Origin of the sequence: Kluyvera genomosp. 1, assembly GCF_001266615.1 — a bacterium.
In the GTDB taxonomy this organism is placed as follows: Bacteria; Pseudomonadota; Gammaproteobacteria; order Enterobacterales; family Enterobacteriaceae; genus Kluyvera; species Kluyvera cryocrescens_A.
On record NZ_LGHZ01000029.1, the window covers coordinates 1 to 25,825 of the forward strand.

The 25,825-nt window shown below is 52.7% G+C and carries 26 protein-coding genes and 1 tRNA gene; 13 read left to right on the plus strand and 14 right to left on the minus strand.

What is annotated here, in order from left to right; all coding sequences use genetic code 11:
• The 5 genes from KP80_RS23445 to KP80_RS15925 form a co-directional block, all read right to left on the minus strand.
• The coding region (locus tag KP80_RS23445) for a retention module-containing protein (RefSeq protein WP_156315677.1) at window positions 1-944 on the minus strand (944 nt) is incomplete at its 3' end.
• A 333-nt stretch (window positions 945-1,277) separates the two neighbouring features.
• Window positions 1,278-1,619, minus strand: a complete 342-nt coding sequence (locus KP80_RS15910) for a hypothetical protein (protein WP_052284627.1) — start codon at window positions 1,617-1,619, stop codon at window positions 1,278-1,280.
• Between the two features lie 17 nt (window positions 1,620-1,636).
• Window positions 1,637-3,577: a cyclic di-GMP receptor LapD gene (gene lapD / locus KP80_RS15915; protein ID WP_052284628.1), complete on the minus strand. Its 1,941-nt coding sequence runs from the start codon at window positions 3,575-3,577 to the stop codon at window positions 1,637-1,639.
• 9 nt (window positions 3,578-3,586) lie between these two features.
• On the minus strand, window positions 3,587-4,273 hold the full coding sequence (lapG, locus tag KP80_RS15920) for a cysteine protease LapG (RefSeq protein WP_082221755.1): 687 nt from the start codon (window positions 4,271-4,273) through the stop codon (window positions 3,587-3,589).
• A gap of 25 nt (window positions 4,274-4,298) precedes the next feature.
• A complete protein-coding gene (locus KP80_RS15925) occupies window positions 4,299-5,963 on the minus strand; it encodes a Mur ligase (protein ID WP_052284629.1) in 1,665 nt (554 codons plus the stop codon).
• Window positions 5,964-6,037: 74 nt separating this feature from the next.
• On the opposite strand from KP80_RS15925, the gene KP80_RS15930 reads away from it, so the two are divergent.
• Together KP80_RS15930 and KP80_RS15935 are read left to right on the plus strand one after the other, a co-directional pair.
• Complete coding sequence (locus tag KP80_RS15930; RefSeq protein ID WP_231625935.1) at window positions 6,038-6,970, plus strand: alpha/beta hydrolase family protein; 933 nt, start codon at window positions 6,038-6,040, stop codon at window positions 6,968-6,970.
• Between the two features lie 81 nt (window positions 6,971-7,051).
• Window positions 7,052-7,489, plus strand: a complete 438-nt coding sequence (locus tag KP80_RS15935; protein ID WP_052284630.1) for a hypothetical protein — start codon at window positions 7,052-7,054, stop codon at window positions 7,487-7,489.
• A 5-nt stretch (window positions 7,490-7,494) separates the two neighbouring features.
• On the opposite strand, the gene KP80_RS15940 is transcribed toward KP80_RS15935, so the two are convergent.
• A complete protein-coding gene (locus tag KP80_RS15940) occupies window positions 7,495-8,424 on the minus strand; it encodes a LysR substrate-binding domain-containing protein (RefSeq protein ID WP_052284631.1) in 930 nt (309 codons plus the stop codon).
• Between the two features lie 90 nt (window positions 8,425-8,514).
• Entirely contained in the window at window positions 8,515-9,009 is a 495-nt protein-coding gene (locus tag KP80_RS15945) for a DUF1097 domain-containing protein (protein ID WP_052284632.1), read from the minus strand.
• A gap of 242 nt (window positions 9,010-9,251) precedes the next feature.
• Between KP80_RS15945 and KP80_RS15950 the strand changes: the two genes are divergently transcribed.
• The 6 genes from KP80_RS15950 (at window position 9,252) to KP80_RS15975 (ending at window position 16,186) form a co-directional block, all read left to right on the plus strand.
• Complete coding sequence (locus tag KP80_RS15950) at window positions 9,252-9,857, plus strand: ankyrin repeat domain-containing protein (protein WP_052284633.1); 606 nt, start codon at window positions 9,252-9,254, stop codon at window positions 9,855-9,857.
• A gap of 27 nt (window positions 9,858-9,884) precedes the next feature.
• Entirely contained in the window at window positions 9,885-10,772 is an 888-nt protein-coding gene (locus KP80_RS15955; RefSeq protein WP_052284634.1) for a DUF2877 domain-containing protein, read from the plus strand.
• Entirely contained in the window at window positions 10,750-12,297 is a 1,548-nt protein-coding gene (gene fdrA, locus KP80_RS15960) for an acyl-CoA synthetase FdrA (protein WP_052284635.1), read from the plus strand. The genes KP80_RS15955 and fdrA overlap by 23 nt, the downstream gene beginning before the upstream one ends.
• A complete protein-coding gene (locus KP80_RS15965) occupies window positions 12,297-13,715 on the plus strand; it encodes a DUF1116 domain-containing protein (protein ID WP_052284636.1) in 1,419 nt (472 codons plus the stop codon). Before fdrA ends, KP80_RS15965 begins: the two co-directional genes overlap by 1 nt.
• A gap of 125 nt (window positions 13,716-13,840) precedes the next feature.
• Window positions 13,841-14,788, plus strand: coding sequence for a carbamate kinase family protein (locus tag KP80_RS15970; protein WP_052284637.1), 948 nt, complete (start codon window positions 13,841-13,843; stop codon window positions 14,786-14,788).
• A gap of 15 nt (window positions 14,789-14,803) precedes the next feature.
• Window positions 14,804-16,186, plus strand: coding sequence for an amidohydrolase family protein (locus tag KP80_RS15975; protein ID WP_052284638.1), 1,383 nt, complete (start codon window positions 14,804-14,806; stop codon window positions 16,184-16,186).
• A 65-nt stretch (window positions 16,187-16,251) separates the two neighbouring features.
• Here KP80_RS15975 and KP80_RS15980 read toward each other — a convergent pair whose 3' ends face one another.
• From KP80_RS15980 to KP80_RS15995, 4 genes are read right to left on the minus strand one after another with little or no spacing between them, the layout of a single operon-like run.
• The gene (locus tag KP80_RS15980; protein WP_052284639.1) at window positions 16,252-17,568 is read right to left on the minus strand and encodes a PTS sugar transporter subunit IIC; all 1,317 of its coding nucleotides are present in this window, start codon (window positions 17,566-17,568) and stop codon (window positions 16,252-16,254) included.
• Between the two features lie 6 nt (window positions 17,569-17,574).
• Entirely contained in the window at window positions 17,575-18,264 is a 690-nt protein-coding gene (locus KP80_RS15985) for a 6-phosphogluconolactonase (protein ID WP_052284640.1), read from the minus strand.
• A 16-nt stretch (window positions 18,265-18,280) separates the two neighbouring features.
• Window positions 18,281-19,603 (minus strand): 6-phospho-beta-glucosidase, encoded by a 1,323-nt coding sequence (locus tag KP80_RS15990; RefSeq protein WP_052284641.1) that lies wholly within the window; start codon window positions 19,601-19,603, stop codon window positions 18,281-18,283.
• Window positions 19,600-20,355, minus strand: a complete 756-nt coding sequence (locus tag KP80_RS15995; RefSeq protein WP_052284642.1) for a MurR/RpiR family transcriptional regulator — start codon at window positions 20,353-20,355, stop codon at window positions 19,600-19,602. The genes KP80_RS15990 and KP80_RS15995 overlap by 4 nt, the downstream gene beginning before the upstream one ends.
• 286 nt (window positions 20,356-20,641) lie before the next feature.
• Between KP80_RS15995 and KP80_RS16000 the strand changes: the two genes are divergently transcribed.
• The 4 genes from KP80_RS16000 to KP80_RS16015 are packed head-to-tail and all read left to right on the plus strand — an operon-like array spanning window position 20,642 to window position 23,637.
• Window positions 20,642-21,193, plus strand: a complete 552-nt coding sequence (locus KP80_RS16000) for a peroxiredoxin (protein ID WP_052284643.1) — start codon at window positions 20,642-20,644, stop codon at window positions 21,191-21,193.
• Between the two features lie 20 nt (window positions 21,194-21,213).
• Window positions 21,214-22,446, plus strand: a complete 1,233-nt coding sequence (locus KP80_RS16005; protein ID WP_052284644.1) for a protein-disulfide reductase DsbD family protein — start codon at window positions 21,214-21,216, stop codon at window positions 22,444-22,446.
• Between the two features lie 20 nt (window positions 22,447-22,466).
• On the plus strand, window positions 22,467-23,021 hold the full coding sequence (locus KP80_RS16010) for a sigma-70 family RNA polymerase sigma factor (protein WP_052284645.1): 555 nt from the start codon (window positions 22,467-22,469) through the stop codon (window positions 23,019-23,021).
• Window positions 23,008-23,637: an NrsF family protein gene (locus KP80_RS16015; protein ID WP_052284646.1), complete on the plus strand. Its 630-nt coding sequence runs from the start codon at window positions 23,008-23,010 to the stop codon at window positions 23,635-23,637. The genes KP80_RS16010 and KP80_RS16015 overlap by 14 nt, the downstream gene beginning before the upstream one ends.
• A 48-nt stretch (window positions 23,638-23,685) precedes the next feature.
• On the opposite strand, the gene KP80_RS16020 is transcribed toward KP80_RS16015, so the two are convergent.
• Entirely contained in the window at window positions 23,686-24,189 is a 504-nt protein-coding gene (locus tag KP80_RS16020; protein WP_052284647.1) for a DUF523 domain-containing protein, read from the minus strand.
• 239 nt (window positions 24,190-24,428) lie between these two features.
• Here KP80_RS16020 and KP80_RS16025 point away from each other — a divergent pair, with 239 nt between their 5' ends.
• Window positions 24,429-24,653 carry a hypothetical protein gene (locus tag KP80_RS16025; RefSeq protein ID WP_052284648.1) on the plus strand — a complete coding sequence of 75 codons (225 nt, stop codon included), beginning with the start codon at window positions 24,429-24,431 and terminating at the stop codon, window positions 24,651-24,653.
• Window positions 24,654-24,833: 180 nt separating this feature from the next.
• On the opposite strand, the gene KP80_RS16030 is transcribed toward KP80_RS16025, so the two are convergent.
• Both KP80_RS16030 and KP80_RS16035 read right to left on the minus strand, forming a co-directional pair.
• Window positions 24,834-25,073 carry a hypothetical protein gene (locus KP80_RS16030; protein ID WP_052284649.1) on the minus strand — a complete coding sequence of 80 codons (240 nt, stop codon included), beginning with the start codon at window positions 25,071-25,073 and terminating at the stop codon, window positions 24,834-24,836.
• 513 nt (window positions 25,074-25,586) lie between these two features.
• A tRNA-Phe gene (locus tag KP80_RS16035) sits at window positions 25,587-25,662 on the minus strand.
• Window positions 25,663-25,825 lie beyond the last annotated feature (163 nt).

Below are 25,825 nucleotides of genomic sequence, written 5' to 3' on the forward strand. Positions count from 1 at the left end.
GCATCGGCATCGGCATCAGCGTCGGCATCTGCGTCCGAATCGGCGTCGGCATCCGCATCTGCATCAGCGTCGGCATCGGCATCGGCGTCTGCATCCGCGTCGGCATCGGCATCCGCATCCGAGTCGGCATCGGCATCGGCATCTGCATCCGCGTCTGCATCGGCATCCGCATCGGAATCGGCGTCCGCATCGGCATCCGAGTCGGAATCTGCATCCGAGTCCGCATCGGCATCGGCATCGGCATCAGCATCCGCGTCTGCATCCGAGTCCGCATCGGCATCGGCATCAGCATCCGCGTCTGCATCAGCGTCGGAATCGGCATCCGCATCGGCGTCTGCATCTGCATCCGCATCAGCGTCGGCATCCGCGTCGGAATCGGCATCTGCATCGGCGTCAGAATCGGCATCAGCGTCCGCATCCGCGTCAGCATCCGAGTCGTCTCGAGCGATCTCGTTTTCGGATCTATCGAGAATGGTGAGTTCTTCTTCTATCGGCGTGTTGGGAAATTCGAGGCCTTCAGTGGGATATCCGGCTGTGGGATCAACGATTTCACCGGTCAGGTCGAGGATTACGTGGGTATGTGCACCGCCAGCGCCTGGCTCTCCGCTTCCCGTTGGGGTTTGCGGGCCTGCGGCAGTGGCTTCAAGAATTTGTGTCGGGTCCTGTCCCTCGGCAATGGCCTGCTGAATTGCGGCAATATCCGTTTGATCGGCTGCATTTGGGGTTGCTGCGATACTATGGGCACCATCCCAGTGGCTGTCGCGACCGAGATCCAGCGTTTTTCCATCTGGAAGAGTAAGAGTGACGGCGCCGTTTGCGCCAGTTTCGATTTGTTCTCCGGCCAGGATTTTATCGCCTTCCACCAATAAGCGTCTGCTGCCATCTGGTGAAATCGCGAATACCTGTCCGATAATCGCTTTAATAGTTCCGGCTACACCGTTCATCTGAGTTCTCCCCCTTCATTTTTCGCTGGCTTTTCCATTGCCGCTGGAACACTTATTAAGTGTTGGCTTATTACAAAGACTTTCTACGTATATCAGATAGATAGGTTAGTTTTTCTTATATTGGATTTTCATGATCCCTCATGAAAAGGCAATATCTTTGAGATTTAACCTAGGTTATTTCAGATATAAAAAATATTCTTTGATTTTAATGTCGTTTTAATCGCGATGTCTTGTAAAAAGTTAGTAGGGGGGGACAAAAAAATATTAACAATTAGTTTGCTAATCATATTCAGGTGCCAGGTAATGCACCTGAATATGACGCTTAATAGTCAGCTAGATAAGTCTTTCATCGTCATCGCCGATGAGGCCTTCCAGGCCGCTTAGAGTCTGACGAGCCTGGGCACGACTAAGTAATTTATTCTGTGCAGCAGGAGGGAGGTCGGTAATGCTGATGATCCCTTTACTCATCAATACCTCAATAAGGTCTTCCAATACGCGGACCATATTAAGATCGCTTTGCTGCAATTGTTGAATGGTCGCTGTGCGAATACTATTTACTTTTAGCCACTCGCTGATTTCAGGAGTTGATTCTTCGGTTTGTTCGGTCATTCCGTCGAATTCTACGATTTCGATCCGAACAATTCGTCCTTCTGCATCACGTTCGATATAGTGCATGGCTACTCTCCTGAGATTTATTGTAGTGTGCTGGCGTCGCTAAAATAACGCCCCATAGCGCCATACAGGCCGATTTTCTCCAGTACGGCCAGCTCACCTTCCGTTTCCACTCGTTCGGCAATGAGTGGCAAATTGATCTGTCGTGTTGCCCAATAGATGGCTTCGATGAAGAGCTTTTTGTCTTCTTCTTCGTTGATATGGTGAATGTAACCACCATCAACTTTAATCCAGGCCAGGCCCCATTGCGGCAGGTTACCGATGAGGTGGAAGCGTCCGCCAAAGTGTTGAATACCGAGACCGCAACCAAGCTCCTGCAGCTTTTTCACCAGCACGCTGACGCGTTCTGGATCGGGAAGTTCGTTCTCGTCCAGTTCCAGCGTTAATCGCGAAGTGAGATGACGCGCGGTTTTTAGCGGCTGAAGCAGCGCATTCAGGCTGTCATCATCGGCCACGCTCTCGCCACTGATGCTGAGGGCAAAGGCGTGGGTCGTACTTTCCATCGCGCGGAGCGTCTGTTTGAGCATTACCACGTCCATCCTGCGGCCAAGCGCCAGACGACGTACCCACGGAATAAAGCGGCCCGCAGGAATAATTTCGCCGTCTTCCGTTTTAATACGTGCCAGTATTTTGCGATGTAAAACAATATGCTTTGTATTGCACTCATAAACCGGCTGGGAATAAAGCTCAAACGCTTCTTTATCCAGAATGGCGTTCAGTCGCTGGTGCCATTGATGGTGATCTTCATCCGGCTGCTGTTGCTGGGCGACTTCAGGATCGGCAAAGGTGCGCATGTCCGCTTCGGCCGCGACCAGAATCTGATCCGCCTGGCGCAGCAGATTTTGCGGAGAGTCGCCAAAGTGGAAGGCAACCTCGGCAAAATGAGCAACCGGGTTAACGTCACTCAGGCCTGTTTCGTAAAGCGCCTTCAGCTGGGTGTTGAGTGAGTTGGCAAAGCTTTCCATCTCATTAGGCAAAACGGAAGAGGTGATGATAGCAAACTCGCCGCCGCGCACGCGGGCGACAAAGCCTTCGGCCGGGAAGAAGCGCTGCTGCAGATCGCCCAGAATATCCGCAATAGCGGTTAAGAGCTGATCCGTGTTCGCGCCGCCAAGACGCTGATTGAGGCCCATCAAATCCTGCACGCGGAGTAAAATCAGGTTGCCGTCCGCATGGTCTTCGTCGCTCAGGCGGGTCTGAAATTTTATATCGAATGCCCGGCGGTTATTGAGGCCGGTCAGGCTGTCATTGTAGGCTTCCTGGCGCAGTGTTTCAGTGCGCTGCGCCTGCTCGCTAAACAGTGCTTTAAGCTGAGTCACCATCATGTTGGTGGCTTCAACAACTCGACGTAGCTCCGGGGTTTTCGGCAGTGCGGGCAGGCTCAGGAATTCGCGACGGCTGATGGCCATGGCCTGTTCGACAATGTAGTTCAGCGGGCGCAGGCGATGACGTAGCATGACCATCGCGCCAAGGATGCACAGAGCGCTACAGCCGGTGAGCCACAGGAAGCTAGCCACCAGGCTGCTCCATAGGCGTGCTAGCGCGAACATCGGGTGGCTGATGACTTCAACGCGGGCCGCTTGCGTCCAGCCTCGCATGACCACGGCTTCCCCCTGGCCCGGATTCAAATGCACCATGCGTACAAACCAGCCAGGAACGTTGGCGCTTGGCGGAATATTTTGTCGCTCAATAATGGGTTTGCCGGTTTTAATATCCAGAACCTGAATTCGATAGAAATAGCCGCTATCGAATATTGAGTTCACCATCAGTTCTGTCATGACCGGATCGTCAATATGCGCGGTCAGCGAGAGACCGAGCGCCGTAGCTGCATCCTGAGCGTGTGCGCTCAATTGGTTATGGTACTGCTCGCGCGAGCTTTCCAGCGTCGCGAAAAAGTTGCCGCAGAAGATCGTCAGCGTAAACAGACAGATGCCAATCAGTAGCTGTTTATAAAGGGACATGACCGCTTCCTATTCATTAATTACAAATCCTTCTGCACGCATCCTGGTGAGAAGATCCTGCCAACGAGAGAGCCTTTTACTGTCGCCAACGCGTTTGCTGCCGCTGGCTTGTGGGATCCACAAGCCTTCACCGTTGAAAGAGTAAACGGGGAGCAGATCGCTGCGGGCGGTGGCGGGTAATATGGCGGGTTTGAGGTTATCGAGAACCAGCGGAATTGCGTCCGGAGTCGAATACCAGGTAACAACCATATGTGCCTGATTTAATTGTAATGCTTTAACGTAGGTAATTCGCAACTGGCTTGCAGGAACACCTAATTCACGTAGGGTGAAATATTTCGCTAGCGCGTAATCCTCGCAATCCCCGGCGCCTTTACGCAGCGCTTCCACCGGCGTGGCCCAGTAGTCTTCTTGCCCCCATACCGTCATATCATCCACAAAGCGGATGCGTGAATTGAAGAACTGGTTTACGCGGTTGAGGGTGGCCTGAATATTGCCGTCTGTCGGTTTTTTAAGCAACAACTCCCAGTCATTAATATTACGCTGTGCGGTTGGCGTTGCCGGTCCATAAAGGCGCTGGGTCCGCTCATTGATAGTATTAAAATCCCAGCCCGCGCCTAAATCTGGCGGGATAAATAGTAGCGCCAGAAACAAGGGTAGCCATCGTTTCCGGGCAAAAAAGCCAGGACGCTGATTCATTTACGCCACGCTCTCTGGCAAGGGATTATGCCGTGTAGCCATGCAGTCGACGCCATTGTTTGCGATATGCCACATAACCGGAGAGGTAGTGCTCCACATCATCAATACGCACGCGGAAGCTGTGATGACGAATAAAGAAGCTGCCCATGATACAGGGTGGATTTTTGAAAAACATCGCCAGTTCCGGCCAGAAAAAGCCGTTGGCGAGATAACGTGCGCGGGTCTCCAGCGCCAGATTGAATTGCGCCATATCGAATCCGTCCAGCAGATGCCGATGTTCAGAGTCGGCAAGGCGTTCCAGCATACGGGATGCTGCCATCATCAGCTCCAGCAGCGTAGGGTAGGTGGTTACCCTATGGGTCACAAAGTCGAGATGATCGCGGACGTTGTCCAACCCGAACTGGTAATAGCGCGCCAGCGGGCGGTACAAAGTCAGTTCGTTTACACAGTAGCTTAGCCAGTGGTCATGAGCCTGCCAGTGCTTCTGCGCGATAAAGTGATCCATAGCGCGCTCAACGATTGCCAGCCAGCGCGGATCTTTCGTTAATCCATATAGGCGCATCAAGGCAAAAGCCGCTTCCCCGTCATAATAGATAATGCGGTGTTCTGCCTTCAGCGACAGGTCGGCGGCATAAAGCACATGATTAAAGCCGCCGGTATCCGGTTTTTGCATAAAGCCAATGCCGTTGGCGAGGCGCTGCATTTGCGGCAGATACCGTTCATCGCCGGTCAGTTCACTATATTTGCTCATCGCCAGGATGCAGACCGCATTACCGCCAAGCTTAATTTCGCCACCGGTGTCGAGCAGAAAATCTGCCTCGCTGCCATCTGGCAGCCGTCGGGTGGCGATAAGTTCGGTAGAGAGATTGTGCAACGCACGTTCAATGGCCGCGAGCTGGGTCGGTTCTTGCGTCACTTCCCAACCTTCTAACAGCGCATAGGTCGAGCTAGCATGTCGCAACGTGTTATAGGTTGGAATGGGGCGATCGAAGCAGGGGAACCAGCCATAGTGGTAGCGGCCCGAATTTTTCACCTGCCGTGCCAGGTAGTCGGTTGCGGAGAAGATCATCGGATCGAGCGCTTCTTCCTGCCAGTGAGTTAACTGACGATAACCGGAGTTTCGGCCTTGAGATTCAATGGGATATACCTGTTTACCGTCGCTAAAGACGCTACGGGTGTTGAAGCGCCAGATAAGCTGCTGCGGTTCATCCGGCCAGCGTAACGCATGACCAAAACGCCAGCGGCCATAGTGGGCTAGATTGGCGGCATTGGGCGTAGCAACCCCTTCCGTGCCATGATACATCAGCGCGTTAGCATTGATTTCCTGCTCAAGGATCGGCTGTCGGAAGTCAGGCGTAAAACTTAAGCCAAAACGGAAATAGTTACGTTTAGTTTTGCCGAGCTTTTCCAGCAGAGCATCCCAGCGCAGGGTCTGAATTTTGTCGACCAGATCGACGCGCAGCCAAACGGGCTGGCGGCTCTGCTGGCTTGCCCAATGCTGTAAATCATCCTGCGCGCGCTGCCACGCTTCATCCAGCGTATCGCCGCAGGCATAGGCGGTATAAGCTCGGTCCTGAGCATTGCTGGCGCTCAGAAAAAGGATATAGCCCGGAAAGGGAGAGGGCTGTGTGGTTATATCAAGCTTTTCGACCTGAGGCCGAATATGCGCAAGTAAATGGTCAACTGACATTTATTCTCCTTGTTGCGCGAGTCAATCCCTGGACATAATTCTTTGGGCCAGAATAACATTATGTTTGGCGATTTGTGTATTCTGTCGAAAATGTTTATCCGATATTTAACCGGAGAAGAAAAGTGCGCGGAAGGATAGCCTGGATTGTATTATTTCTAAGTATCTCCTTATCCGCTTTGGCTTCGCCGCCTCTTCTCTGGAACCAGCCGGCAGATCAGGGGAATTGCCCTATCCATCAAGATGCCGTGTGGGTCAGCTACGAGGGTGGTGACGCCTGTATTCGCTATTTTGCTGCTGGAAATTTGCAGTCGGCAGCGAATGTCCTGGTGGTACTGTATGGCGATCGCAATGCCTTCATGCGTCGAGACCCGGCCGATATTCCAAATAATACGGAAGAAGCCCAGGATATGCGGGCACAGCGTCTGTCAAAACAAACAGGGCTACCGGTGATTATTCTTGCGCGGCCTGGTACCTATGGATCCAGCGGCAATCACGCCAACCGCCGCCAGCGCAGTGAGTTTATGGCCATCGATGCGGCGTTAACACAGCTGCGCGTGCAATACGGCATTAAGAAATTTGTGCTGTCGGGCCAGAGTGGTGGTGCGACGGCAGCGGCAGCGGTGATGACCTTCGGCCGGCGGGATGTGAGCTGTGCGATTCTGACTTCTGGAGCTTACGGGCTGCTGGAACGTGCCGAACGATTACGTGTTGCACGTGGTGAACGTAGCCAGCCGGATAGAGATATTACCGGCTTGGTAACTCCCTATGATCCCCCCGACTATATTGCCAATATGACGACGGATCCTAAACGCCATATATTAGTTATCGGTAATTTGCAGGACCGCATTACGCCATTTGATTTACAGGTAAAATTTGCCACAGCTTTACGTGAACACGGACACTGGGTGTCATTAATAGAATGGCCCGCCGCCTCACCACAATTTCATCATCTTAAATCAAATGCGTTATTAAAGAATTTACTGCACTGTGGATTGCCTGCTACCTAACCCGCTTTCTTAGCCTACGAGTCGTTTAAGTCAGCCTCCATTTCGGTCGCCTTTATCCGGTAGCGAAATGGAGTGTTGATCATGAAACGATTAGTTTTTCTTTTTTTCCTGCCTTTGTTCCTGACCGGTTGTGCGGCTATTGTCGGAAGTGAAGAAGAGGCGGTTTATATCAATAGTACGCCCACTAATATCGCCTTTGTGATTGCCGATAGTGCGGGAAATATTGTGGTTAAAGGACAGACGCCGCAGTCGGTTATCTTAAAGAAAGCGGACGGTAGCTACTTCGGTCAGCGGAGCTATACGCTGACGGTCAGCCATGAAGGGTACTATTCCACCCTCATGCCGCTCGAATATCGTCTTAGCCACTGGTACACCCTGGGTAATATCCCTTTGTTAGGTATTCCGGGTTGGCTGATGGTTGACCCCTATTTCGGTGGGATGTACACCTTTAAAACGCCGCGGATCAACGTGGTGTTGCGCCCATGCCAACCGGGGCCGTTTCGTTACATGTGCACGTAATCTGGCTATTCCCGATGCAGTAAATCCTGATAAATCCCGGTTAAAACACCCCGTGGACCAAACTCCCGCTTTATCCACTGCGTCACCTGTCCGGTGGCCGAGTGCTGAGTCGCCAGCAGCATACGGGAGTCCTGGCGCGGGTTGTGGATCTGCCGGGTGACCAACAGGGTATCGGCCATCGCTTCGCGCACCATATAATCGGGTAAAAAGCCGATCCCTTCGCCAAGGATTTGGCACTGACATTTGGTATTAAAATCCGGCACCAGAATCGACTCCTGGCCGTGCAGCAGCCAGCCGACCTTTTTGTTGATGGTGTGCGCGGTATCCTCAACCATGATGTTGGGATACAGCCGCAGCTGGCTTTCGGAAATCGGCTCCGGCATAAACGCCAACGGATGGGTGGGCGCGATGGCGAAGGCCCAGCGGATGGCGCCAATTTCGGTATAGTCGATACCGCCGCCGTCAAGTAGCGTATCCGGCGCACCGATAGCGATATTCGCTTGGTTATTAATGATCGAATCCCACACGCCGTTATAAACCTCGGTGGTGACCGTTATCTGGCAGGTGGGAAACTGTTTTTTTAGCACCTGCAGCAGTCTGGCGGTGTGTTTAGGCGTATAGAGCAATTGGTTGATACAGATGCGCACGCGGGTCTCGATCCCCTGGGCGATAGTATCGATACTGCGCTTGATGGCATGAAAATCATTCAGCAGATCGCTGGCTTTGCGAAAAAAATAGCGGCCGGATTCGGTCAGTTCAATACTTCGCGTGCTGCGAGTAAACAGCACGACGTCCAGCCCGGTCTCCATGCGCTTGATGGTATAGCTGATGGCGGAGGTGGTTAAACCCAGCTCCTCCGCCGCTTTGCTAAAGCTGCTAAACCGTGCGGCGGTGGTAAACGCCAGCAGGTTTTCTTCGGTAAAAATGGAATTCATCTGCCTACTCCTGCCGCCGGGATCCACAGATGAATGTATTGGCAGAACGTATGATTGGGCAATGATTTTTGAATAACTTTTAAAACCGCATCACGCTGTGTCTTTTGAGGTCGCTTCGCTCAGCTTTCGCCCGGTGTATTCCGAGAGGTAGCCCACGCAGTTTCCCGCGAGGAAACCCAGCAGCGTCACCCACCAGTTCAGGCCTGTGGCGAAAAATAGCGTCATGCCGAGAAAACCGCCGGGGATAAACGATGTGAGCCAGAATCGGCCCTGCCAGACGATAACCGCAGAGAAGGGCACCGTCATCACCACGCCGGCCCAAAATGTCGACAGGCTGCTCACCGTTGCCAGCCATCCCGAAGCCGCTGCGGCCAGAAATGCCCAAATGGCCCCGGAGTAATTCACCGCAAGGCTCTTCACAAAGCCTGTGTTGCCACCGCCCGCCGCGTAGAAACTACAAAAAGCAACAAAGCCTATCGTGCCGAGCAATTCCCAGCCAGCCGTCAGCCCAACCTGCGAAGACACCATCTGCCAAAGACCTGCACAAATCCCAACAGTAATGCCCGTTGCGGTGAGTCCGTTCATGGTGATTTCCTCTTGTGTAGTGGTTTCGTGTTGAAACTATATAGAAAGAAAACCTGATTGAGTTAAGGGGCATAGCGTGAAAGAAATAAACGGTGCACTGCCGCACAGTCTGTGCAGATTATTAAAATATTTTCAATAATCAGCCGGGTTATGGCGAATAAAATTTAAGCGGGTTCTTTTCTCCGATTTTCGTTGCTATTCTCAATTCATCAAAACAGCCACAAAAAATCAGGGGAATTATTATGACTCACAATGATCTGATTGCTGATTACCTATTGGCTGCACAACAAGGTGAACTAACAAAATTAAAATCCTGCCTGCGCCAGGTAGTCGATATTAATGTCTGTAACCGTCAGGGGCAAACCGCAATTACGCTCGCCAGCCTGCATAAGAAATATGATTGCGTTGCGGCATTGATTGATGCAGGTGCGGATATTAATAAACAAGATCAAACCTGCTTAAACCCTTTTCTCATTAGCTGCCTGAATAATGATTTAACGCTGTTACGATTAATTTTACCCGCGCGACCGGATTTAAATCGCTTAACGCGATTTGGTGGCGTAGGGCTCACTCCAGCCTGTGAAAAAGGCCATCTTGAAATCGTCAAAGAGTTAATAATTCGTACTCACATTAACGTCAATCACACCAACTTTGTTGGCTGGACGCCGCTGCTCGAAGCCATTGTGCTAAACGATGGCGGTGAAACCCAGCAGACGATTGTCGCCTTATTGCTGGAACACGGCGCCAGCCCGCACATGACCGACAAATACGGTAAAACACCTCTGGAACTGGCGCGGGAGAAGGGATTCGACGAAATTGCCCAGCTGCTGATTGCAGCCGGAGCCTGATAGGGGAGATGCGCTATCAACACCCCAATGCGGCGGTGTGAGCGAGCGCTAACTGCAGATGAGCGCTTTCTTTCTGAGCGCGGCATCGGGCGAGTTGAACAGGTTTTTTCCCGGGCGGTAAACCTGTATCTCCCCGCACAGCAGCAATTGATGACGCTGTTGTGCGAAGACTACGACAATGCGCCTAATAGTAGTCGGTTAGCACTCACTCACTTTGACGGTCTGTTCCGGGCAGGTGAGCCGGTTCAGTTTTACCCTACAGGCGTTAGCGTTGGCGAGGACAAATGGCTGGACACCGTATCCTGTCAGCGCTGGCAACCGGTCATACCGCAGATAGATGACCAACAGTTTCAGAACATCCCCTGGCAACAGTGGAGCGCGCTGATTTACCAGCAGCTACAGGAAAATGAGACGTTGTTTCTCTGGCATGACGATAACCCGTTTTATCAGGCTATTGCTTTCGCCTTACAGCAACGGCGTAAAACCTTATTTAACGCAGTATTGCAGGGCCAGGAAATTACGTCGGCCGTCGCCAATATGGTGGGGCTGGGTATTGGTCTGACGCCGTCGGCGGATGATTATTTAGTGGGCTTGAGTTCGATTTTATTTATTAACGGCCATCCGGCGCAGAAATATCGCGATGACTTTAATTCTGCATTGGCAGTGGCACGGGGAAATACCACTCAGCTCAGTGCTATTACGATGGAAGCTGCATTTTCGCAACGCTATCGTGAAAGTCTTTATGGGTTTATTAACGGCATGATTAATGACCCCGCTCATTTTTCTATCCAGGCTATCGCCAATATTAAAAATATTGGCTCAAGTTCCGGCTGCGACATGCTGTACGGCATGGCGGACGCCTGCGCCCTGAGCCAAACGTATGGAGGAAATTATGTCAGTCAAAATAGTTATTAAAAAGAACACGTATTTTGATTCGGTATCGCTTATGTCGATTTCCACCCGCGCCAACAAGCTCGACGGTGTCGATCAGGCATTTGTGGCGATGGCGACCGAGATGAACAAAGGGGTGCTGAAAAATTTGGGCCTGCTGACGCCGGAGCTTGATGAGGCGAAAAACGGCGATCTGATGATTGTTATCAACGGTAAAGCTGGCGCGGACAACGACCAGACGCTGGCGGCGATTGAAGAGCTATTCACGAAGAAGGCCGAGAGCGGCTCGCACGAAGCGCGCTACGCTACGCTTGCCAGCGCCAAAAAACACGTACCGGAGAGCAATCTGGCCGTCATTTCGGTCAACGGTCTGTTTGCCGCCCGTGAAGCGCGTCAGGCGCTGCAAAACGATCTTAACGTGATGCTGTTTTCCGATAACGTCACCATCGAAGATGAACGGGAGCTTAAGCAGCTGGCGCATGAAAAAGGGCTGTTGATGATGGGCCCAGACTGCGGCACTGCCATTATTAACGGCGCGGCACTGTGCTTTGGTAACGCGGTGCGTCGCGGCAATATCGGTATCGTCGGTGCCTCGGGTACCGGCAGCCAGGAACTGAGCGTACGCATCCACGATTTTGGCGGTGGCATTTCGCAGCTGATTGGTACCGGTGGTCGCGATTTGAGTGAGAAAATCGGTGGGCTGATGATGCTGGATGCAATCGGCATGCTGGAAAACGATCCGCAAACCGAAATTATCGTCCTGGTTTCTAAACCGCCAGCGCCAGCCGTGGCGCAGAAAGTACTGGAACGCGCTCGTGCCTGCCGTAAACCGGTGGTGGTCTGTTTCCTCGGTCGCGCTGAGCCGCCGGCTGATGAACAAGGTCTGCAATTTGCCCGTGGCACCAAAGACGCCGCGCTGAAAGCGGTGCTGCTGAGCGGCGTAAATAAAGCGTCGTTAGATCTGCATCCGTTAAATGGCGCATTGGTTCGCGATATGCGCGCTCTGTTAACCCCGCAACAAAAGTACATTCGCGGTCTGTTCTGCGGCGGTACGCTGTGCGATGAAACCCTGTTTGCGGTGATGGAGAAACACGGCGACGTTTACAGCAACATCCAGCCGGATCCTGCCTTCCGTCTGACGGATATCAACCACAGCATTAAACACACTTTCCTTGATTTCGGTGATGACGATTTCACCAACGGCAAGCCGCATCCGATGATCGATCCAACCAACCGTATTAGCCGATTGCTCCAGGAAGCGTGCGACCCAGAAGTGGGCGTGGTGGTGATGGACTTCGTGCTGGGATTCGGATCGCATGAAGATCCGGTAGGTTCGACCATCGAGGCGATCAAAGAGGCGAAAGCGATCGCCAAAGCCGACGGACGCGAGTTGGTGATCCTCGGCTATGTACTGGGCACCGATCTGGACACGCCGCCGCTGGAACAACAGCGTCAGATGCTGAGCGATGCAGGGGTGATCCTCGCCAGTAGCAGCACCAATACCGGATTGCTAGCCCGTGAAATTATCTGCAAAGGGGAGGAAGCCTGATGAGCCAGTCACTGTTTACCCAGCCGTTGAACGTGATTAACGTGGGTATCGAGATGTTTAGCGATGACCTAAAAAAGCAGCATGTCGCTGTCACCCAGCTCGACTGGACGCCGCCGGGCCAGGGCAACATGCAGATTGTGAACGCGCTAGACAGTATCGCGGACTCCCCGCTGGCGGACAAAATTGCCGCCGCTAACCAGCAGGCGCTGGAACGGATTATTCAGTCGCATCCGGTGCTGATCGGCTTTGACCAGGCGATCAACGTGGTGCCGGGTATGACGCCGAAAACCATTCTTCATGCCGGCCCGCCGGTGAAGTGGGAGAACATGTGCGGCGCGATGAAGGGCGCAGTGACCGGGGCGCTGGTGTTTGAAGGGTTGGCAAAAGATATCGACGAAGCCGCTGTCCTCGCGGCTTCCGGGGAGATCACCTTCTCACCGTGCCACGAACATGACTGCGTGGGATCGATGGCGGGCGTGACCTCGGCGTCGATGTTTATGCATATCGTGGAGAACAAAACCTACGGCAACATCGCTTATACCAACATGAGCGAGCAGATGGCCAAGATTCTGCGCATGGGGGCCAACGACCAAAGCGTTATTGACCGTCTGAACTGGATGCGCGATGTGCAGGGCCCGATGCTGCGCGAGGCGATGAAGATTATCGGTGAGATTGATCTGCGCTTAATGCTGGCTCAGGCGCTGCACATGGGCGATGAGTGCCACAACCGCAACAATGCGGGCACCACGCTGCTCATTCAGGCACTGACGCCGGGGATTATTCAGGCGGGTTATTCCGTTGAGCAGCAGCGTGAAGTGTTCGAATTTGTCGCCAGCAGCGATTACTTCTCCGGCCCAACGTGGATGGCGATGTGTAAAGCGGCGATGGACGCGGCGCACGGCATTGAGTACAGCACCGTGGTGACCACCATGGCGCGCAACGGCGTTGAGTTCGGTCTGCGGGTCAGCGGCCTGCCGGGGCAGTGGTTTACCGGCCCGGCACAGCAGGTTATCGGCCCGATGTTCGCAGGGTATAAACCGGAAGACTCGGGGCTGGATATCGGCGACAGCGCGATCACTGAAACCTACGGTATCGGCGGTTTTGCGATGGCGACGGCACCGGCCATCGTGGCGCTGGTGGGCGGCACGGTAGAAGAAGCTATCGACTTCTCGCGCCAGATGCGGGAAATCACGCTGGGCGAAAACCCGAACGTCACCATCCCTTTGCTGGGCTTTATGGGCGTGCCGACGGCTATCGATATCACCCGTGTAGGCAGCAGCGGCATTCTGCCGGTGATCAACACCGCCATTGCGCACAAAGATGCGGGGATCGGCATGATTGGTGCCGGGATTGTTCATCCGCCGTTTGCCTGCTTTGAGAAGGCCATTCTGAGCTGGTGCGAGCGCTACAGCGCGTAACAGCGCTGGGGTGAGGGTTGCCGCTCAGCGCACTAACCCTCACCCCAACCCTCTCCCTTAAAAAGGGAGAGGGTGCTAACCCAACAACAATAATCACATCACCTTCTGCACTGGAAACCTACACGATGAAAGAACTTGTGGTCGTTGCCATTGGTGGCAACAGCATTATCAAAGACAACGCCAGTCAGTCGATTGAACATCAGGCAGAGGCGGTGAAAGCGGTCGCCGACACGGTGCTGGAGATGCTGGCGTCGGATTACAACATTGTGCTGACGCACGGTAACGGCCCGCAGGTGGGGCTGGATCTGCGTCGCGCGGAGATCGCCCACGAGCGCGAAGGGCTGCCGTTAACGCCGCTCGCCAACTGCGTCGCCGATACGCAGGGCGGGATTGGCTATTTGATTCAGCAGGCGCTGAACAATCGACTGGCCAAACGCGGTGAGCAAAAAGCGGTGACGGTGGTGACGCAGGTGGAAGTGGATAAAAACGATCCGGGCTTTGCCAATCCGACCAAACCGATCGGCGCATTCTTCAGTGCCGAGCAGTGCGACGAGCTGCAAAAAGCGAACCCGACCTGGCGATTTGTCGACGATTCCGGGCGCGGCTACCGTCGCATTGTTGCTTCACCGGAACCCAAGCGCATCGTGGAATCCGAAGCCATTCAAGCGCTGGCGCAGAAAGGCTTTTTGGTCATTGGCGCAGGCGGCGGCGGTATTCCGGTTGTGCTGGGGGAAGAGGGGGATTATCACAGCGTGGACGCAGTGATCGATAAGGATCTCTCGACCGCGCTGCTGGCACGCGAGATCCACGCCGATATTCTGGTGATCACCACCGGCGTGGAAAAAGTGTGTATCCACTTTGGTAAACCTGAGCAGCAGTCGCTGGGGCAAGTGGATATCGCCACCATGACGCGCTACATGCATGAAGGCCACTTCCCGGCGGGCAGCATGCTACCAAAGATTGTCGCCAGCCTACAGTTCTTACAACACGGCGGGAAACGGGTGATTATCACCACGCCGGAATGTCTGCCCGCCGCACTGCGTGGTGAAACGGGCACCCATATCATCCATTAAAATTAAGGAACGACGATGCAAGAGAACAAAAGTCGCCGTGAGTTTCTCAGCAATAGCGGCAAAATAGTCACCGCTGCTGCGCTGTTTGGCGCGACTGCCCCCGTGGCGTATGCTGCCACTTCCGGCGCTGCCGTCTGCGAAACCAAAGGAACCATGAATATTACCGACAGCCACTATTATCTCGACAACGTGCTGCTCGAAACGGGCTTTGATTACGAAGGGGCGGTTGCTGTACATACCCGTACCGCGCTGCATACCGTGGAGATAAGCGAGGGCAAGATCGTCGCGCTACGCGACAACAAAAACCATCCGGACGCGACGCTGCCGCACTATGATGCCGGTGGTAAATTGATGCTTCCCGCGATGCGCGATATGCATATTCACCTGGATAAAACGTTCTACGGCGGTCCATGGCGTTCGCTCAATCGCCCGGCGGGTACCACCATTCAGGACATGATTAAGCTCGAGCAAAAACTGCTGCCCGAACTGCAGCCCTACACCCAGGAGCGCGCCGGGAAGCTGATTGATCTGCTGCAATCAAAAGGCACCACGATTGCCCGTAGCCACTGCAATATCGAACCGGTGTCGGGGCTGAAAAATCTCGAAAATCTCCAGGCGGTGCTGGCACGACGCAAAGCCGATTTCGACTGTGAAATTGTCGCGTTCCCGCAGCACGGCCTGCTGTTATCGAAATCAGAACCGCTGATGCGTGAAGCGATGCAGGCCGGGGCGCACTACGTTGGTGGGCTGGATCCGACGAACGTTGACGGTGCGATGGAAAAATCCCTCGATACTATGTTCCAGATAGCTATCGATTACCAAAAAGGGGTCGATATTCATCTGCATGAAACCAGCCCAGCGGGTATCGCGGCGGTGAAATATATGGTGGAAACCGTTGAGAAAACGCCGCAGCTCAAGGGAAAAGTGACCATCAGCCACGCTTTTGCGCTGGCTATGATGAATGAACAGCAGGTGGATGAGATTGCGACACGGATGGCGGCACAGCAGATTTCTATCGCCTCAACGGTGCCAATCGGTACGCTGCATATGCCGCTGAAACAGCTGCGGGATAAAGGTGTGACGGTCATGACCGGCACCGACAGTGCTATCGACCATTGGGCTCCGTATGGCCTTGGCGATATGTTGGAGAAAGCGAACCTTTATGCCCAGCTGTATATTCGCCCGAACGAGCAAAACCTGTCGCGCTCGTTGTTCCTCGCCACTGGTGACGTCATGCCGCTCAACGAGAAAGGTGAGCAGGTCTGGCCAAAGGTGCAGGATGACGCGAGCTTTGTGCTGGTGGATGCTTCGTGCTCGGCGGAGGCCGTCGCGAGGATCTCTCCGCGCACCGCCACGTTCCATAAGGGGCGGCTGGTCTGGGGGAGTGTGGCAAGTTAACGAGCCGCTTCTTTCAACATAATCCCGGCGTCAGCCGGGATTATGTGGGTATTACCGTCCCGCCTTTATGGCTGAGTTTGCAGCTCGTCGCTCGCGCTGGCCATCAGGTGCTCTTCATGAAGATATTGCTTGTCTAACACCTTCACGAAAGGCAAATAAATGGCCGTCGCGATAACCAAATTGACCGCTTGTAAGAGAACCCCAGAAATCCCGGTGGTCAGGAATCCGGAAACAAAAATTGGCGTGGTCCAGGGGATAGATACGCCGGAAGTCGGGGGCACCCAACCGAGCGCGATAACCACGTAGGTCACTGTACAAAGCACAATAGGTGTGAGCAGGAAAGGAATAAGCATCAGCGGGTTAAGCACAATCGGTAAACCAAAAATAATCGGTTCGTTGATATTAAATAACGCCGCAGGTGCCGCCAGTTTTGACAGTTGTTTCAGGCGGGTGCTTTTGGCAACCATAAAGATGCTGATGAGCAGTGCCCCGGTAAAGCCCGTGCCGCCAGCAATCAAATACACGTCCCTGAATTGCTGAGTAATGATATTGGTTGCCGCCAGGCCTTCCTGCGTTTGCGCCAGATTTTGTGCGCTGAGCGTTTGCCAAATTGGCCCCATCACGGAGGTAACAATTGAGTCGCCATGAATGCCAAAGAACCAGAACAGGCTAATCATCAGCTCGGCAATGAGCTGGGAGAAGATGGAGTTGCCTAGATAGAGCAGCGGCTCCTGTAGCATGACGCTGATAAATTTCCCCGGCGTGCCGAAATGCGTGTTCTCAAATAGAACTTTGACGATTATCCAGAACAGCAGAACCACTAAAATCGGCACCAGCGATTTAAAGGATTTGGCAATCTCCATTGGCACGCTGTCTGGCATCTTGATGGTAAACGTTCGGTTTTCCAGAAACTCGACCATCTTGATGGTGATAACAGTGACAATAATTCCTAAGAACATCGATTCAGAGCTAAAGTCGAGCAGTGCATAAGCCCCTGCCACAATATTTCCTGATTCTGTCGTGATGCTTCCCGGCAGCATTAAGAAGAATATAGAGACCGGTAAAATAGCGGTACTTTGACTGAGGTTGAGCTTTTCAACTAACTCCTTTGAGAACGTGATGATGACTAACAACGTCATCAGGCCATAGCTGGCGTTAATTCCGTAATTGAGCTTATCCAGCGTCCCTTTTCCCAGCAGTGAGGTCATAAATTCGTTATACCCGCTGATAGGGAAATTGGTTAAAAGCAGAAAAAATGAGCCAACAATTAAAAAAGGAATCAGGGCAATAAACGCGTTCTTGAGTGCGGTCAGGTAGATGTTTGACGAGATTTTCTCGGCCAACGGCAACATCTTTTGTTCGAGTAGAGAGGTTATGCTCATTTCCGCTTACCCTTTAAGGTTTTTGGTAATGTAGTAATTTACTTGCGGGAATTGCTTTATATAGATTGCCGGAATTGTGGTGTGATGAGCATCGCCATTGACGATCTCCTGGTAAATGCCTCTTTTAGCTTCGTGGTTAATGATGACTATCACTTTTTTGGCTTTGATGATTTTCTTCAGACCCACGGTAATTCCTTCAGTGAGCGTCACCTTACCCGAGAAATATTTATGACTGGCAACGTTGATAGTGACGTCATCCAGTTGGGTTTGTAGATAATCTTCATCGAAAGAAACGCCCGGCTCGTTTAAGCCAATATGCCCATTCATCCCCACGCCCAGAATCACATAATCGAATTCTTCGCCGTTTAGCGCACTCTCGTAATGAGTAATGTTTTGTTCCGTGGAAGCATAAGGATCAAAATGGATTAATTTCACCGGTTGAGTGCACTTGCGCACAAAGTCGTGGTTAATCATGCTCAGGCAGCTGCCGTCGGACTCACTGGGGACATTGACCCACTCATCCAGCGCAAAGAAGGTGAGATGCTGGGCAACATGGGTTGCCGCCAGCGCATCATAGACCCACTGCGGCGTGCTCCCTGAAGGGATCAATACGCGGGAATGTGGCTCAAGTAACGAGAGCTCGTTGACCACCTGCTCGGCCAGCGCGACATTGTTATTAAACGTTGTATATTTCATCTGTATCTTCCCGTCATTAAAGGGCTGCAATAGTTTTTGCGAATAAAGGCAGATACTTTTTATTGGCCAACAGCATTTCTTTCACCAATTCAACGCCAGCGTTATCGCTTGAACACAGTGGGTTGAAGATGAAACCGGCGATAAGTGCCTGATAATCGCCGGTTGCAGCGGCTTTCACGATTTGCGCTTCATAGTCTTTCATCATCGACACAATCCCTTTCGCAGGTGATGGGATTTCGCCGGTGCAAATTGGCATTGGGCCATTACGCGTCATCACGCAGTTCACTTCCACTACCGCGTCTGCCGGTAAATTGGTAATCGCGCCACCGTTGCGAACGTTGACGGTTTGAATGCTCTTATCATCGAGATAAATTGCACGAATAACGTTCAGCGCCGCGGTGGAATAGAGTGCGCCGCCACGGGCTTCCAGCTCTTTAGGCTTATCCTGAAGGGAGATATCGCTATATTTCTTGAACAGCTCCGCTTCGATATTTTTAACGATTTCACCGCGGGAAAGCTCTGCGGCATCCTGTTCGGCCAGCATTTCAGTGGTCTTGAGGTAGTACTTTAAATAAGAAGAGGGAATCAAGTTGGTGGCGGCCAGCAGCTCTTTATTAAACTGCTCGTTGCTGACGTTTTTAAAACTCAGGGCATCAACATCTGCAGCGTTGATTAAATCGATGGTTTCACGCGTGCGATCGACGCCGTGATGCAAGATTTTAGTAATAAAGTTCATGTGGTTGGAGCCCTTGAACTCTACGTATAAATCCTCGACCTTAGCGTTCAATAAACCGGCGACTTGATGAGTCATATTGATAGGGCCATTACACAGGCCAATGACACGGTTGTTATTGCTGTACTTGAGCACCGCTTCCGTCACCATGGAAGCCGGATTGGTGAAGTTAATAAGCCAGGCGTTGGGGCAAATCTCTTTCATTTCATTGGCGATTTCAATGATCACCGGAATGGTACGTAAGGCCTTGAACATCCCGCCTGCACCGTTGGTTTCCTGGCCGATAAAACCGTAGGATTTCGGCAGTTTTTCATCGATGATTCTGGCGTCAATACCGCCAACGCGCAGCTGCGTGACCACGAAGTCTGCATCCTGTAGCGCAGCCCCACGGTTAAGTGTTTGCGTCACTTCAATCGCTAAACCCGCTTTTGCCAGCATCCGTTGGGTGAGTTGAAAGATGATATCCATCTTCGTTTTGCCCATCTCTACGTCGACAAACGCAATATGGGAAACGGGTAACTGATGGTGATTTTTAATCACCCCTTCAATCAGTTCTGGCGTGTAGCTGCTTCCTGCACCAATCACAACGAGTTTAACGTTTTTCATGAGTCTTCTACCTTTGAATTAAATTTTAGCGATACTTTTCTGACATTGGATAAATGGAAAAGCATGATGTCGATGATGGCTATTTGTATTGGATAACTAATATTTTCGAATGCGGTGTTTTTAATAATGGCATTTTTATAAATCAACGCGGCATCGGCTTTAAGTGCCAGCGTCGAGTTGGCTCGACTGGTGATGGCGGCTACTTTGATACCGTTTTTTCTGGCATTAAAAATAATCTCTTCCAGCATTTCTGACTCACCGCTATTGGAGACGATAAGCATACAGTCATTGGCCGTCAGAAATCGGCTGCGGACATTACAGTTGGTATAATCGGTTTCATTGAGAATATTGAAACCCAGCACCATCAGGTTATAGCTGACATAGTTCGCCACGCTATCTGAGGTGCCGTATCCCCAGGTGATAATCGTGCTGCAACCGGATAAAAAATCACAAAAGGCTTTCACTTTGCTTTCTGATACCTTGGTTAAGGCATCCTGCATTTCCTGGAGATATTCATTAACAAACGAATTGTGATGCTGTAAGTTTTTCGACATTGAAAATACATCACGAACGTCAACTTTAAACTCCTGAAAATTACTAAAACCTAATTTTTTTACCAGCTTAGAAATAGACGGTGCGGTGGTATAAACACGTTCAGCCAACTCATGGATTTTCATTTTATAAACGTCAGCAGGATTCTCCTGGCAAAATTTATAAATCCGTAGCTCATTGCTGGTTAAATCTTTACGCATGGAGTGCACCTTTTAATATGCGGCGTCGGCGCCGCATTGGCTCTCGAAAAGGATCTTAACAAGGTCATACTGGAAATAGGTTTTATGATTTAGAAATTAATTTCCGTGATCTGGGTTATGAATTTCCAGTAGGGGACTTTCCCTGCCGGAGATTTGTGCCAAGGGGGAACGTTCAGGAGCGGTGATCACGCGAGCCCGAAAAATTTTTATCCTCGACCGAAACCTTCAGGCGTTAGCGTGCGAACTATTATGTAGACAGCATTTTTATCCCCTGATGGAGTCGACCATGAAACGTTTGCAAACCTTGTCAGCCGCCGCCGTACTCAGTTTTTCTCTCTTCGCCATGAATGCGAATGCCGCTCTTGAGCCCGGCGCAAAAGCGCCTGACTTCAGCCTGCAAGGCGCACTTGGCGGTAAGCCGCTGACTTTCTCCCTGCAGCAGGCTTTGCAGAAAGGGCCGGTGGTGCTCTATTTCTTCCCGGCAGCCTTTACCAAAGGCTGTACCCTGGAGGCGCACGCCTTTGCTGAAGCCACTGATGATTTCAAAAAACTCGGTGCAACCGTGGTGGGTGTGACCGCCGGGAACGTCGACCAGGTGGATGAGTTTTCGAAACTGGAGTGCCGGGATAAATTTGCCGTCGCGGCAGACCCAGGCGCGAAAGTGGCGGCAGAGTACCAAACGACGATGCAGATGAATGGCAAAACGCTGTCGGATCGCACCTCATTTGTTATCGCCCCGGATGGCAAAATCCTAATGAGTTATACGGACCGTAACCCTGATGAACACATTCAGAAAGCGATGGATGCGGTGAAGCTGTACGCGAAATCGCACTCGTAATTTAGCTCGTGGGGTTCGCTATGTTAACTGCCATTCTGGCCGCCTTTGTGGGCGGCATTATACTCAACCTGATGCCCTGCGTGTTCCCGGTTATTTCGCTTAAGGCGCTGGGTATTCTGCGCCATGAGGGTGATGTAAAAAGCGCGCGCACTGAAGGATTAGGCTTCTTGCTGGGTGTGATTTTTACCATGCTGGTGCTGGCTGGTATTTTGCTGGCGCTGCGCGCCGGGGGGACCGCCGTTGGCTGGGGATTTCAGCTTCAATCTCCGATGGTGATTGCCGTTCTGGCGTTGATCGTGCTTGGCGCGGCGCTAAACCTGCTGGGGGTGTTTGAAGTGGGATTATCGCTGCAGCGGGCCGGGGAGATCTCGGTGGGACGCGGAGCATTTGTGCGTTCAGCCCTCACCGGTGCGCTGGCGATTGTCGTGGCGACCCCCTGTTCGGCACCGTTTATGGCGGGTGCGGTAGGGTATGCGTTAGTACAGCCTCCACTGGTATCGCTGGTCATTTTCCTGGCGCTAGCGATAGGGTTTGCCGCGCCCTTTACGCTGATCTCGTTGTTCCCTGCTATCGCCAAACGCTTACCAAGACCGGGGGCATGGATGGATATCCTCAAACGTGGTCTGGCGTTCCCGATGCTGGGAGCGTTTGCCTGGCTGGTGTGGGTGCTGACGCAGCAGGCAGGGACAACGGCGCTGTTAGCGATACTCATTTGTGCTGTGGTGGTGAGCTTTGCTGCATGGCTGTACGGGATGGCCCAGCGCAGACGCTATATTGGTCAATCCTACAAAGCGCTGCTAGCGGTGACGGTGGTGCTGTTTATCGCCGCGGTGAGTCCACTGCCCGGCGTGATGCACGTTCAGCCGTCGCAGCCTGAACGACAGCGCGTTGAAAATATCACCCAGGTGAAGTGGTCACCGCAGACGGTGGCGGAGATGCGCGGCCATGGCAAAGCTATCTTTGTCGATTTTACCGCTTCCTGGTGCATTACCTGTCAGGTGAACGAGCGGACGTCACTCTCCACCGCGGCGGTGAAACAGGCGTTGGCGAGCACCGGCACGGTCTATATGGTGGCGGACTCCACCAAATTTAATGCCGATATTGATGACGCGATGACCGCGTTCGGGCAGGGTGGTTTGCCGCTCTACGTGGTCTATCCTGCAGACGGTAGCGCGCCGAAAGTGCTGCCGCAGGTGCTGACCCCGGCAATTGTGGTCGACGCCCTGAATCAGGCATCGGGTAAAAAAGTATGAGGTAACGGGCATGGCGGAATATGGATAACGGCTTAGCGCCGCGTGGAGCATGGCCCTCGCTGATGGCAAGCGCACAGGCGGGCGACAGCGATGCCTATACCCAACTGCTGCGGGCCATTGTGCCGGTAATTCGGGCGATGGTCCGCAAGCAGATTGCCGACAGCGTGCTGGTTGATGACGTTATCCAGGATGTCCTGCTGGCTGTTCACCGGGTACGCCATACCTACGATCCCGCCTGCCCGTTTCTACCGTGGTTGATGGCCATTACTCAGGCCCGTACCGTTGATGCATTACGCAAGCGTGGCCGTCACTGGCTGCGTGAAGCCGATGAGGAGCAGGCCGTTGAGCCTGCCGCCGAACACAGCCCGGACCATGATGAACAAGAAGAGCTGGCGTTAATACTTGACCAGCTCCCTTCACGCCAGCGTCAGATTGTGGAGCATATCCACCTGCAGGAGATGAGCCTTGCCGAGGCTGCTGCCCGCAATAATTTAAGCATTTCGGCAGTGAAATCGCTTTTACACAGAGCACTAACCAACCTTCGCCGGATGGGAGCCAACCATGACCGATCATGAACTTTTGATAGCACAGCTAAGCCGGGACGCCGGGCCGATACGCCGGCCCTGGGCAAGTCATTGGCGGGTCGTCGCCTGGCTGCTGATGGCGCTGCCGTGCGGTTGGTTAAGCAGCCTGGTGTTTCATCGTGTGGCGACGGACTGGACGCAATCCGGCGCGCTGCTGGCCGCGCTGCAATTGGTCGTGGCTTTTGTGATGGGAACACTGGCAATCCGCAATGCTTTTTTGCTGAGCATTGCCGGGCGAAAACCTCTTGGCTGGCGGTGGTTCGTACCGCTGGTGTCGCTCTGGCTGGGCGGCGTTATCTTCAGCCTCGGGACCACACACGCGCCGGAAAGCCATCCCGATGAGGTAAACTGCTACGCGTTTATGATGGCGGTGAGTGCGCCAATGATGGCCATTATGATTGGCTACCTTCGGCGCACTCGGGCTCTGTATCCACTGCGCACGCTGGCGGTCTCGGGAGCAGGAATTGCCTGTATGGCGTTGACGCTGCTGTCGTTTTGCCATCCGGTAGAAGTGCATCCTATGGATTTCCTGTTGCACATGGCGGCAGGCGTGACGATTGTACTGGTGATGATGGCGGCCGGGTGGCGGTGGGTGAGGATTGGGTGATGGACATCTGGTTGCAAGCAACCCGCCCCGACTGCGGAGCGGTACGGTCTATCTCCCTTCGGTCTCATCAAGCCGCTGTTTTAACGTATCTAACTGATATTCGCTGAACACCTCAATCCCGTGCTGGCGCAACAGCGCTGCTGCTAACCCTTGGCCCGGCACTTTCGCGCCGCTAAACGAACCGTCGTATACGTGCTGGCTACCGCAGGTGGGGCTACCGTCGGTCATAATCGCAAACCGGCAGCCCTGATTCAGCGCGGTTTCTAACGCTAGCCAGGCCGCCAGTACGTAAGGCTGCGTGATATCGCGCCCGTCGCTTTCCACTACCTGCGCCCGCCCGCTTAATACATCGATACCTTGACCGCTAACCATCTCCGCCGACAACCGCGGCGTTTCAAGCCCTGCCGCCAGCTCCGGACAATGGGTGACCAGACGACCTTCATTTTGCCATTGCCGCAATAACGCTGAATCACAGGATTTGTGGGTACAGTTGTAGCGTACGTGATGCCCAGCCAGGCAAGCACTAAGGAGGATCTTTTCTTTGACGGCCATGGAGAACCTTGAGGATGCGTGGCACGGCGGTTGTCGCGATGCCTGCGGCTACAGGGTAGCAGATTAAAGGTGCGGTGTGTTTGGCGATCGAAAACGGGCTGAATTCCGAAAACACGCTGTAGAAACACCTGGTTATGCGAAGTTACAGTTGGAATAAGGGAGTGCTGCTACTTTTGATGCGGTTATTTACCTCCCCTGAGAAAGGAACTAAGTAGATGAGTAAGAAAGGAACTCGGCAGATGAAAACGATGGTAACAGGCGTGATTTTGGCGGCTACGGCGCTGGTGTCTTTCCAAACCATGGCGCTGCCGAATCGTGCGCAGATGCGTCAGAACTTTGAGACAAAAATGGTGCAGCCTTGCCAGGGCAAAAAAGCCGGTGATGAAGTGACTATCACCACCCGCAGTGGCGATAAGATGCAGGCGGTCTGCACGCTGACAGCGATCCCAAAATCGCCATCCTGAGTGTTTTTTAATGCATAAATTGTTTAGCCCGTCGGGGAACCGGCGGGCTTTTTTATTGTGATTATCTGCGCGGTAGGTTGCCAGTAAGGGGCTTAGTTGACGGGCTTGAGTATAGGCCTGATAGGGGCGGAGCGATAAACAAAAACGCGGCAGGGGGAATCTGCCGCGGAGTAGGCGATTTTATTTCTTCACTGCGTTTTTAGCTTTGGCTTTCGCGTCATCACAGGCGCTCTGGTTTTTTTCGCAGGCGTCTTTGGCTGCCTGGGCTTCTTTTTTGGCATCTGATTTTGCCTGGGAGCACTGGGTCGGGTTGTTTTGACAGGCCGATTTGGCTTTTGCTACTGCCTGGCCATTGGCGGCATTTGCCGATCCCCATACCAGTAATAGGCATGCGCCGAGCATCATTGCTATTTTTTTCATCGTAATCTTCTTTCCCATAATTGAATCGTTATGTTTACAGCGGCTACAAAGGCGAGCACGTCCTTGCGTGGGCAATAATACGTGAGGCGGAGTGGGGTTTATCGGGCTAACTGGTTTCAATTGGTAACTAATGTGATTCTATATTTTTCACACGTTACTTTTTCATTGAAATGCAGGTTATCTTAATGATGTACAAGGTATTTTATAGCTGAAGATTATCTGAAGATGAAATAGTGGTTATAAGCAATGTTCGGAATGGGAGAGGCGCGATAAGTTATTGATCGCAGTTTGATGAAGAGTTCGTATACCAGAAAGCAAAAAAACCGCCATAGGCGGGTTTTTCTAAATAGTGGTGCCCGGACTTGGACTAACGCCGTAGGCGTTGAACAACGCGCTTGTCGCGTTGGCCCCGAAGGGGTGAGCCGCTGCGCGGTGAATAATCGAACGAAGTTCGATGAAGAGTCCAGATGCCAGAAAGCAAAAACCCAGCCATAGGCTGGGTTCTTTAAATAGTGGTGCCCGGACTCGGAATCGAACCAAGGACACGGGGATTTTCAATCCCCTGCTCTACCGACTGAGCTATCCGGGCAACGGAGCGCATTAAACCGTAGTCGCTCCCTCACGTCAACCAAATTCATGGAAAAGCTGTTCAACTGCTTACTATTGCGGCAATCTACGCGTTTGCGCCACATGTTTGCACAAATCTTCCAGACAGCGGTGAGGATATCGGTCAATGCTGGCGGCGAGAGGAG

What these genes read in the sequence shown, in the direction of transcription:
- KP80_RS15910 (WP_052284627.1), bottom strand. Translation starts at nt 1,619, where the DNA reads ATGCACTATATCGAACGTGATGCAGAAGGACGAATTGTTCGGATCGAA.
- lapD (WP_052284628.1), bottom strand. Translation starts at nt 3,577, where the DNA reads ATGTCCCTTTATAAACAGCTACTGATTGGCATCTGTCTGTTTACGCTG.
- lapG (WP_082221755.1), bottom strand. Translation starts at nt 4,273, where the DNA reads ATGAATCAGCGTCCTGGCTTTTTTGCCCGGAAACGATGGCTACCCTTG.
- KP80_RS15925 (WP_052284629.1), bottom strand. Translation starts at nt 5,963, where the DNA reads ATGTCAGTTGACCATTTACTTGCGCATATTCGGCCTCAGGTCGAAAAG.
- KP80_RS15935 (WP_052284630.1), top strand. Translation starts at nt 7,052, where the DNA reads ATGAAACGATTAGTTTTTCTTTTTTTCCTGCCTTTGTTCCTGACCGGT.
- KP80_RS15940 (WP_052284631.1), bottom strand. Translation starts at nt 8,424, where the DNA reads ATGAATTCCATTTTTACCGAAGAAAACCTGCTGGCGTTTACCACCGCC.
- KP80_RS15945 (WP_052284632.1), bottom strand. Translation starts at nt 9,009, where the DNA reads ATGAACGGACTCACCGCAACGGGCATTACTGTTGGGATTTGTGCAGGT.
- KP80_RS15950 (WP_052284633.1), top strand. Translation starts at nt 9,252, where the DNA reads ATGACTCACAATGATCTGATTGCTGATTACCTATTGGCTGCACAACAA.
- KP80_RS15955 (WP_052284634.1), top strand. Translation starts at nt 9,885, where the DNA reads ATGCGGCGGTGTGAGCGAGCGCTAACTGCAGATGAGCGCTTTCTTTCT.
- fdrA (WP_052284635.1), top strand. Translation starts at nt 10,750, where the DNA reads ATGTCAGTCAAAATAGTTATTAAAAAGAACACGTATTTTGATTCGGTA.
- KP80_RS15965 (WP_052284636.1), top strand. Translation starts at nt 12,297, where the DNA reads ATGAGCCAGTCACTGTTTACCCAGCCGTTGAACGTGATTAACGTGGGT.
- KP80_RS15970 (WP_052284637.1), top strand. Translation starts at nt 13,841, where the DNA reads ATGAAAGAACTTGTGGTCGTTGCCATTGGTGGCAACAGCATTATCAAA.
- KP80_RS15975 (WP_052284638.1), top strand. Translation starts at nt 14,804, where the DNA reads ATGCAAGAGAACAAAAGTCGCCGTGAGTTTCTCAGCAATAGCGGCAAA.
- KP80_RS15980 (WP_052284639.1), bottom strand. Translation starts at nt 17,568, where the DNA reads ATGAGCATAACCTCTCTACTCGAACAAAAGATGTTGCCGTTGGCCGAG.
- KP80_RS15985 (WP_052284640.1), bottom strand. Translation starts at nt 18,264, where the DNA reads ATGAAATATACAACGTTTAATAACAATGTCGCGCTGGCCGAGCAGGTG.
- KP80_RS15990 (WP_052284641.1), bottom strand. Translation starts at nt 19,603, where the DNA reads ATGAAAAACGTTAAACTCGTTGTGATTGGTGCAGGAAGCAGCTACACG.
- KP80_RS15995 (WP_052284642.1), bottom strand. Translation starts at nt 20,355, where the DNA reads ATGCGTAAAGATTTAACCAGCAATGAGCTACGGATTTATAAATTTTGC.
- KP80_RS16000 (WP_052284643.1), top strand. Translation starts at nt 20,642, where the DNA reads ATGAAACGTTTGCAAACCTTGTCAGCCGCCGCCGTACTCAGTTTTTCT.
- KP80_RS16005 (WP_052284644.1), top strand. Translation starts at nt 21,214, where the DNA reads ATGTTAACTGCCATTCTGGCCGCCTTTGTGGGCGGCATTATACTCAAC.
- KP80_RS16010 (WP_052284645.1), top strand. Translation starts at nt 22,467, where the DNA reads ATGGATAACGGCTTAGCGCCGCGTGGAGCATGGCCCTCGCTGATGGCA.
- KP80_RS16015 (WP_052284646.1), top strand. Translation starts at nt 23,008, where the DNA reads ATGACCGATCATGAACTTTTGATAGCACAGCTAAGCCGGGACGCCGGG.
- KP80_RS16020 (WP_052284647.1), bottom strand. Translation starts at nt 24,189, where the DNA reads ATGGCCGTCAAAGAAAAGATCCTCCTTAGTGCTTGCCTGGCTGGGCAT.
- KP80_RS16025 (WP_052284648.1), top strand. Translation starts at nt 24,429, where the DNA reads ATGAAAACGATGGTAACAGGCGTGATTTTGGCGGCTACGGCGCTGGTG.
- KP80_RS16030 (WP_052284649.1), bottom strand. Translation starts at nt 25,073, where the DNA reads ATGAAAAAAATAGCAATGATGCTCGGCGCATGCCTATTACTGGTATGG.